Here is an 8,159-nt window from a genome sequence, read left to right on the forward strand (position 1 = left end):
TGGGGGACACGACCGTGGGGGACGGGATGAGGAACGACGACGGCGTGCGCGATCTGCCGGGGGTGCACCTGCGCTGGCTCGCGCTCGACGAGCAGCGCCTCGACGCCGAGCGGCTGCTGCCGCTGCTCGGCACAGCGGAGCGGGAGCGCTACCGCGCGACGGGGTCGGCCGCGGTGGCGGAGCGCTTCGTCTTCGGCCGCGTCCTGCTGCGCATGCTCGCGGGCGAGCTCCTGGGGCTGTCCGCCTCGATGATCCGGGTCACCGCCCGCTGCTCCCGCTGCGGCGGTCCGCACGGGCGCCCCTGGATCGAGGGCGCCGAGCACCTCTCCGTCAGCATCGCGCACTGCCCGGGCGCGGTCGTCGTCGCGGCCAGCAGCGCGGGCGTCGTCGGGGTCGACGTCGAGCCGGTCGCGGGTCCGCCCGAGCGCGGCGTCGCGATCACGCGGATCGCCGGCGCTCCCTTCGCGACGGGCGGGTACCGCGCCGCCGATCCGATCCTGCACTGGACCCGCATCGAGGCCGCACTGAAGGCTGACGGCCGCGGGCTGGACGTCGATCCGCGGCGCGTCCGGATCCACGAGTCGCGCTTCACCGCGGAGGCACGGATCGACTCCTCGCGCTTCCGGCTCGCCGAGCCGCACCTCGACCCGTCGCTCCGGGTCAGCGTCGCGCTGGGCGACTCCGTCGGCGGTGCCGGTCCGATCATCGGCTGGCGCCGCGAGGACGGCGACGCGCTCGAGGACTCGCTGGTCTCAGCGGGCGGCCGGTAGCGGCGGCAGCCGCACGTCGACGAGCCAGGCGTCGAGCAGCGCTTCGACAGCCGAGACGGCCGTGCCGCCCGCGATCTCCGAGCCGCCGGCGACCTCGGCGCAGAGCGCGCGGAAGTCGTCCTCGCTCGCGGTGCCGGACGCGTGCCGCGCGGTCCAGGTGCGCAGGAGCTGGAAGAACACCTCGTCGCCGAGCCGGAGCCGCAGCGCGTGCAGCGTCAGCGCGCCCCGCTTGTACACCCGGTCGTCGAAGAGGTCCATCGGTCCCGGGTCGCCCAGCACGAGGTCCTGCCGCTCGAACCGCAGGAGTGCGTGGTGCCGGCGGGCCTGGGCGTCGGCGCTGAGCCCGCCCGACTCCTCCGACCAGAGCCACTCGGCGTAGCAGGCGAAGCCCTCGTTCAGCCAGATGTGCCGCCAGCGGGCGAGGCCGACGCTGTTGCCGAACCACTGGTGAGCGAGCTCGTGGGCGATCAGCCGCTCCGAGCCGCCGCGGCCGTCGACGTGGTTCGCGCCGAACACGGCCATGCCCTGCGCCTCCAGCGGGATCTCCAGCTCGTCCGCGGTGACCACGACGGTGTACTGGCGGAACGGGTACGGGCCGAAGACCCGGGAGAAGAACGCGAGCATGGCGCTGAGCGGTGCGAAGTCGCGCGCGACCCGCGCGGCCAGCGCGGCCGGGCGCGCGAGCGTGACGGCCACTCCGGAGAGCAGGCGGTCCTCGAGCACGTAGCGGCCGATCTGCACCGACGCGAGGTAGCTCGCGGTCGGCTCCAGCTGCTCGTACAGCCAGGTGCGCCGGCCCGAGCGCTCGCTCGTCTCGAGCAGCACGCCGTTCGCGAGCACGGAGTAGCCCTCCTCCGCGCTCACCCGGATCCGGTAAGTCGCCTTGTCGGCGACGTCGTCGTTGCAGGGGTACCAGGTCGACGCGCCGGAGGGCTGCGAGGCGACGAGCACGCCGTCGGTCAGCTCCTCCCAGCCGAGCTCGCCCCAGTGGCTGGCGCGCGGCCCGGGGTGCCCGCCGTACTCGATCTCGACGACGGCGCTCGCGCCGGCCTCGAGCGGCTCGGCGGGGGTGATCCGGAGCTTGTGCGCCGCCTGGTCGCTGCGCGCCTTGCGTCCGGCGACCCGCACCCGCGTCGCCCGGAGGCGGCTGAGATCGAGCGAGAAGCGGCGCAGCGGCTGCAGCGCGACGATCCGCAGGGTCGCCCGGCCGGCGAGCCGGTTGCTCGAGACCCGGTAGTCCAGGTCGAGCTCGTAGGACTCGACGCGGTAGCCGGTGTTGCCGATGCCGGGGAGGTACGGGTCGCCCGCCGTCTCCAGCCCGGTCTGCGCGTCGCTCACGCGACGGGCGCGTGGTAGTCGCCGACGCGGACCTCGCGCCACGGGCCGATCGGGTTGCCGCTCCAGCGGCTGCCCGCGGGCACGAGCTCGCCGCGCATGACGAGGGAGGCGGGGCCGACCGTGCCGTGCGCCGCGATGGTCGCGGCGGGGAGGATCACGCTGTGCGGGCCGAGGGTCGCGCCGGCGTCGAGACTCACGAGATCCATGCTCATGATTCGATCATGGAACAGGTGGGTCTGCACGACGCAGCCCCGGTTGACGGTCGCTCCGTCGCCCAGATCGACCAGATCGGCCTCCGGGAGCCAGTAGCTGTCGCACCAGACTCCGCGGCCGATCCGCGCGCCGAGGCTCCGCAGCCACCAGACGAGGGCGGGCGTTCCGGCCGCGGCGTGCGCGAACCACGGCGCCGCCACCATCTCGGTGAAGGTGTCGGCGAGCTCGCTGCGCCAGACGAAGGAGGACCAGAGCGGCTGCTCGCTCGGCCGCACGCGCTGGATCAGGAGCCACTTCGCCGCGGTCGAGACGCCTGCGGCGACCGCGCCTGCGGCGAGCAGGACGACACCGCCGGCCACCGCCGTCGCCGGTGCCCCGATCACCGGCGCCAGTGCCAGCAGGGCCGCGACGACGCCGAGGCCGATCGCCATCGAGACGACGACCGGCACGAAGCGCAGCAACTCCCAGACGATCCGGGCGGCGCGAAGGCGCGCGGCCGGCCGGAACGTGCGCGCCGACTCCGCCTCGACCACGGTGCGCCGCAGCCGCACCGGCGGCGAGCCCAGCCAGGACGAGCCCGCCTTCGACTTCCGCGGGGCGGAGGAGAGCACCGCGACCAGCCCGCCGGCCGGCACCGTGTGGCCGGGCGCCGCCATTCCGGAGTTGCCGAGGAACGCGCGCTCGCCGATCTCCGCGCGGGCCAGCCGCATCCAGCCGCCGCCGAGGGCGTAGGAGGCGACGAGGGTGTCGTCGGCGAGGAAGGCGCCGTCGCGGATGGTCGTCATCGCGGGCAGCAGCAGCACGGTCGAGGCCTCGACGTCGCGGCCGACCTTCGCGCCGAGCAGCCGCAGCCAGACCGGCGTGAAGAGGCCGGAGTAGAGCGGGAAGAGGAGCGCGCGCGCGTGGTCGAGCAGGCGCTCCGTGGACCAGACCTGCCAGCCGATCCGGCCGCGGACAGGATGCGTGCCGGCCTCGACGCCGCGGCCGAGCAGGCGCACGAGCACGACGACCAGCCCCGCCAGCACGACGCCGGTGACGGCGACCGCGGGGACGAGGGCGGCGACGGCGCGGGGGAGCGCCTCCGCGAGATCCGCTGCGCCCTGCACGGCGAGGGCGAGCACGCCGAGGCCCGCCGCGAAGGAGACGACCGGCACAGCGGCGAGTCCCACCGCCGAGACGGCGTAGGCCCAGACCCACGGCGTCGCACGCGGCGGGCGCTCGGCGGGGAAGCCCGCGCTCGCCTTGCCGAGGCGCTGTGCGGGCGAGCCGCCCCAGCGCTGGCCGGCCGGCACCCGGCCGAAGACCGCGGAGCCGGGCTCGATCTGCGCGTTCTTGCCGATGCGGGTGCCGGGCAGGAGGGTGCTGCGGGCGCCGACCGTGCTGCCGGCGCCGACGCGGACCGCGCCGACCCGCAGGACGTCGCCGTCGATCCAGTAGCCGGAGAGGTCCACCTCCGGCTCGATGGCGGCGCCGCGGCCGAGGGTGAGCATCCCGGTGAGCGGCGGGAGCGAGTGCAGGTCGACGTCGTCGGCGATCCGGGCGCCGAGCGCGCGGGCGTAGTGCGCGACCCAGGGTGCTCCGGCGAGGCTGACGGCACCGAGCTGGTGGGCGATCCGCTCGGCGAGCCACAGCCTCAGGTGCACCCCGCCGCCGCGCGGGTGGTCGCCGGCGCGCACCCCGCGCAGCAGTGCGCGGGCGGCGAGGACGGTGAGGCCCATCCGGCCGAACGGGGTGCAGAAGAGCGCGAACGCGACGACGAGCCCGGGCAGCGGCACGGTCGGCAGCCAGCCGAAGCCGGGCAGCAGGTCGAGCAGGGCGCAGACCGTGAGCACGACCGTCGTCCAGCGGGCGCCGCTCAGCACCAGGAGCGGCGCGCCGAGGAGGGTCTGCAGCACCTGCATCCGGCGCGGAACCGGAGCGATCCGGTGGCTCGAGACCTCGCCGGCGCCGGTCGCGCGACTCGCGATCTCGGCCGACATCGCCGCGAGCCGGGGGTGCGCGTAGACGTCGGCGACGGTGAACTCGGGGTCCTGCTCGCGGATCCGGGCGACGAGCTGGGCGGCGGCGAGCGAGCCGCCGCCGAGGTCGAAGAAGTTCGCCCTCTCGTCGACCGGGACGCCGAGGACCTCGCGCCAGAGTCCGGCGAGCCAGGCGGTCCCGGCGTCGAGCCCGGGGTCGGCCGCGGTGCTCTCGGGCAGCGGCCAGGGCAGAGCGGCCCGGTCGACCTTGCCCGACACGCGCGTCGGCAGCTCGTCGACCACCGCGAGCAGCGGGACCAGCGCGGCCGGCAGTTCCTCGCGCAGCCGCGTCAGCGCCGCGTCGCGGTCGAGCTCACGGCCGCCGGCGAGGGCGAGGTAGCCGACGAGCACCTGGATCCCCGCGCCGGTGGTGCGGACGGCGGCCGCGGCGCCCGAGACCCCGGGCAGCCCCTGCAGCGCCGCCTCGACCTCGCCGAGCTCGATCCGCCGGCCGCCGAGCTTGACCTGGTCGTCGGCGCGGCCCTGGAAGACGAGTCCGGCGCTCTCGAAGCGCACGAGGTCGCCGGAGCGGTAGGCGCGCTCCCAGCCCAGCGTCGGCGCGGGAGCGTACTTCTCGGCGTCCTTCGCGGGATCGAGGTAGCGGGCCAGCCCGACGCCGCCGATGATCAGCTCGCCGACCTCGCCCTCGCCGACGCGGCGGCCCTCGGGATCGACGACGGCGAGCCGCCAGCCGTCCAGTGGCAGACCGATCCGCACCGGGCCGGACCCGCCGAGGGGCGCGGCGCAGGCGACGACGGTCGCCTCGGTGGGGCCGTAGGTGTTCCAGACCTCGCGGCCGTCGACGGCCAGGCGCTGGCCGAGTTCGGGCGGGCAGGCCTCGCCGCCGAAGATGAGCAGGCGGACGTTCTCGAGCGACTCCGCCGGCCAGAGCGCCGCGAGGGTCGGCACGGTCGAGACGACCGTGATGCCGTGCGTGGTCAGCCAGGGACCGAGGTCCATCCCGCTGCGCACGAGCGAGCGCGGCGCAGGCACGAGGCAGGCGCCGTGCCGCCAGGCCAGCCACATCTCCTCGCAGGAGGCGTCGAAGGCGACCGAGAGGCCCGCGAGCACCCGGTCGCCGGGCCCGAGGGGCTCGGCCTGGAGGAAGACGCGCGCCTCGGCGTCGACGAAGGCCGCGGCCGAGCGGTGGCTGACGGCCACGCCCTTCGGCGTGCCGGTCGAGCCCGAGGTGAAGATGATCCAGGCGTCGTCCTCGAGGGTCGGCGGCTGCAGCAGCGGGATCGAGGCGGTGCTGGGGTGCGGCGCCGACCCGGTGAACAGCCGCGCGGGCTCCGCGTCGGCGCGCTCGAAGCGTCCGGAGCCGGTGATGACACCGCGGACGGCGGCCTCGCCGAAGACGAGTCGCGCCCGCTCCTCGGGGTCGTCGGCGTCGACCGGGACGTAGGCGGCACCGGCGGCGAGGATGCTGAGGATCGCGAGGTAGAGCTCGCGCGAGCCGCTGGCCATCCGCACGCCCACTCGGTCGCCGCGACGCACCCCGGCGGCGGTCAGCTCGGCGGCGGCGGAGACGACGCGGGCGAGCAGCTCGCGGTAGCTGAGGGCGCCGGCGGGGTCCTCGAGTGCGGAGGCGTCGGGGTGGCGCTCGGCGGTGTCGCGGAGCACGTCGATCAGGGTCCGCGGTGCCGGGGCGAGGGCGCCGGCGTCGAGGAGGTCCTGGGGATGCGCGTCCGTGCTCACGAGTGCTCTCCGTTCCGGCCGCGCGTCCGGGAGCGGATCGGCCGGGGCGCCACGGTAGGGGCACCCGGTGTCGCGGAGGTGAACAGCCGGTGCCCCGCGCGGACGCGGAGCACCGACGATCGGCCTAGTGCGCGACCATCGGCCGCGGGCCGTCCGTCTCGGCGGGGCGCTTCACGAAGAAGGCGGCGATGATCGCGGCGGTCGCGATCGAGGCTCCCCAGACGAACGCGGAGTGGATGCCGTCCGCCGTGGCGACGACCTCGTCGACGCCCTCGCGGGCGAGCGCGGCCGACTGCACCGACAGGACGGTGACGAACAGCGCCGTGCCGGCCGCGCCGCCGAGCTGCTGGACCGTGCCGATGATCGCGCTGCCGTGCGAGTAGAGCGCGGGGCGCACCGAGCCGAGGCCCGCGGTGAACAGCGGCGTGAAGACCAGCGCGAGGCCGAGGCTCAGCACCACGTGCAGGGAGAGGATGAACCAGGAGACCGAGTTCTCGTCGAGCGTTGTGTAGCCCCAGAGCGCACCGGCCACGATGATCGAGCCGGGCACCAGCAGCACCCGCGGGCCGAACCGGTCGTAGCCGCGGCCGACGAACGGCGCGAGCAGACCCATCAGCAGCCCGCCCGGCAGCAGCAGCAGACCGGTCTCGAGCGGGGTGAGGCCGAGCACATTCTGCGTGTAGAGCGGGAGCAGGATCAGCGTGCCGAAGAGCGCCGACATGCTCACCGCCATCATCACGATGACCACGGTGAAGTTGCCCGAGGAGAAGGTGCGCAGGTCCAGCAGGGCGCGGTCGGTCTTCTGCAGCAGCAGCTGGCGGACGATGAAGGCGGCGAGCGCGACACCGGCGACGACGAAGGGCACCCAGGGAGCGACGATCGCCTCGCCGCCCTCGCCGAGGCTGCTCAGGCCGTAGACCAGGCCGCCGAAGCCGAAGACCGAGAGGACGACGGAGAGCGAGTCGATCGGGATCTTGCGCGGCTCGGTGACGTTCTCGACCTTGCGGAGGCCCAGGATCAGGGCGCCGACGGCGATCGGCAGCACGATCCAGAACATCCAGCGCCAGCTGAGGAAGTTGAGGATGACGCCCGAGATCGTCGGCCCGACGGCGGGTGCGACCGAGATGACGATGGAGATGTTGCCCATCATCCGGCCGCGGATCGCCGGCGGCACGAGGGTCATCACGGTGGTCATCAGCAGCGGCATCATGATCGCCGTGCCGCCGGCCTGCACGACGCGCGCCGCCAGCAGGACCTCGAAGGTCGGCGCGAGCGCGGCGCTGAGCGTGCCGAGGCTGAAGAGGGTCATCGCGGCGGCGAAGAGCGTGCGGGTGTGCAGCCGCTGGATCAGGTAGCCGGTGATCGGGATGACGACCGCCATCGTCAGCATGAACGCCGTGGACAGCCACTGGCCCACGTGAGCTTCGACACCGAAGTCGCGCATGAGGTCGGGCAGCGCCACGCTCATGATCGTCTCGTTGAGGATGACGACGAAGGCCGAGACCAGCAGCAGGCTGATCACCAGGCGGCTGCGCGGATCGAGGGCCGTCGAGGGCGTGTCGGTCGCGGCGGCGGGCCGCGTCTCGGGAAGGGTGCGCTCGGTCACTGGTGCGTCTCCGGTCGTGAAGGGGATCGTCGTGAGGGGGCGCATCGCCAGGGTGACGTCGATGCGACGGGTGGTACGAGACTCAGAACACTGCCAGGCGCCTCCGACATTCCCGATCGGCCGACATCCGTCGCGCATCCGGCGTGTCGGCCGCGGGGCGAGCGGTGACGCGACGGCGCACCGCCGCCGCCGCTCGGCATGCTGGTCGAGTAGCCCCGAAGGGGTCAGTCGCGACTGCCTGCTGGTCGAGCAGCCCGCAGGGGCCTGCCGCGACTGCATGCTGGTCGAGCAGCCCCGAAGGGGCGTATCGCGATTGCATGCTGGTCGAGCAGCCCCGAAGGGGCGTATCGCGATTGCATGCTGGTCGAGTAGCCCCGAAGGGGCGTATCGAGACCCACCGTCCCCAGCACGGCGAGTCTGCAGTCGTCTCGTCTGCCGTCGGTGGATCTACTTGGAAAGGGATGGTGACCTTTCACGCGGTTCTGGGGGTGAGGGTGACGTCGTAGCCGAGGGTCG

General features: G+C 74.3%; 4 protein-coding genes. 1 reads left to right on the plus strand and 3 read right to left on the minus strand.

Annotated elements, in window-relative coordinates; translation table 11 throughout:
* Window positions 1-26 precede the first annotated feature (26 nt).
* On the plus strand, window positions 27-770 hold the full coding sequence (locus tag MT351_RS14045) for a 4'-phosphopantetheinyl transferase superfamily protein (RefSeq protein WP_243582439.1): 744 nt from the start codon (window positions 27-29) through the stop codon (window positions 768-770).
* On the opposite strand, the gene MT351_RS14050 is transcribed toward MT351_RS14045, so the two are convergent.
* The 3 genes from MT351_RS14050 to MT351_RS14060 form a co-directional block, all read right to left on the minus strand.
* Window positions 753-2,108, minus strand: a complete 1,356-nt coding sequence (locus MT351_RS14050; RefSeq protein ID WP_243582440.1) for a M1 family metallopeptidase — start codon at window positions 2,106-2,108, stop codon at window positions 753-755. The genes MT351_RS14045 and MT351_RS14050 overlap by 18 nt on opposite strands.
* Window positions 2,105-6,037, minus strand: a complete 3,933-nt coding sequence (locus tag MT351_RS14055) for a Pls/PosA family non-ribosomal peptide synthetase (RefSeq protein WP_243582441.1) — start codon at window positions 6,035-6,037, stop codon at window positions 2,105-2,107. The genes MT351_RS14050 and MT351_RS14055 overlap by 4 nt, the downstream gene beginning before the upstream one ends.
* A gap of 124 nt (window positions 6,038-6,161) precedes the next feature.
* Window positions 6,162-7,688: a DHA2 family efflux MFS transporter permease subunit gene (locus MT351_RS14060; protein WP_243582442.1), complete on the minus strand. Its 1,527-nt coding sequence runs from the start codon at window positions 7,686-7,688 to the stop codon at window positions 6,162-6,164.
* Window positions 7,689-8,159: the final 471 nt, after the last annotated feature.

The organism is Rathayibacter sp. VKM Ac-2926, assembly GCF_022815565.1.
Lineage (GTDB): Bacteria > Actinomycetota > Actinomycetes > Actinomycetales > Microbacteriaceae > Rathayibacter > Rathayibacter festucae.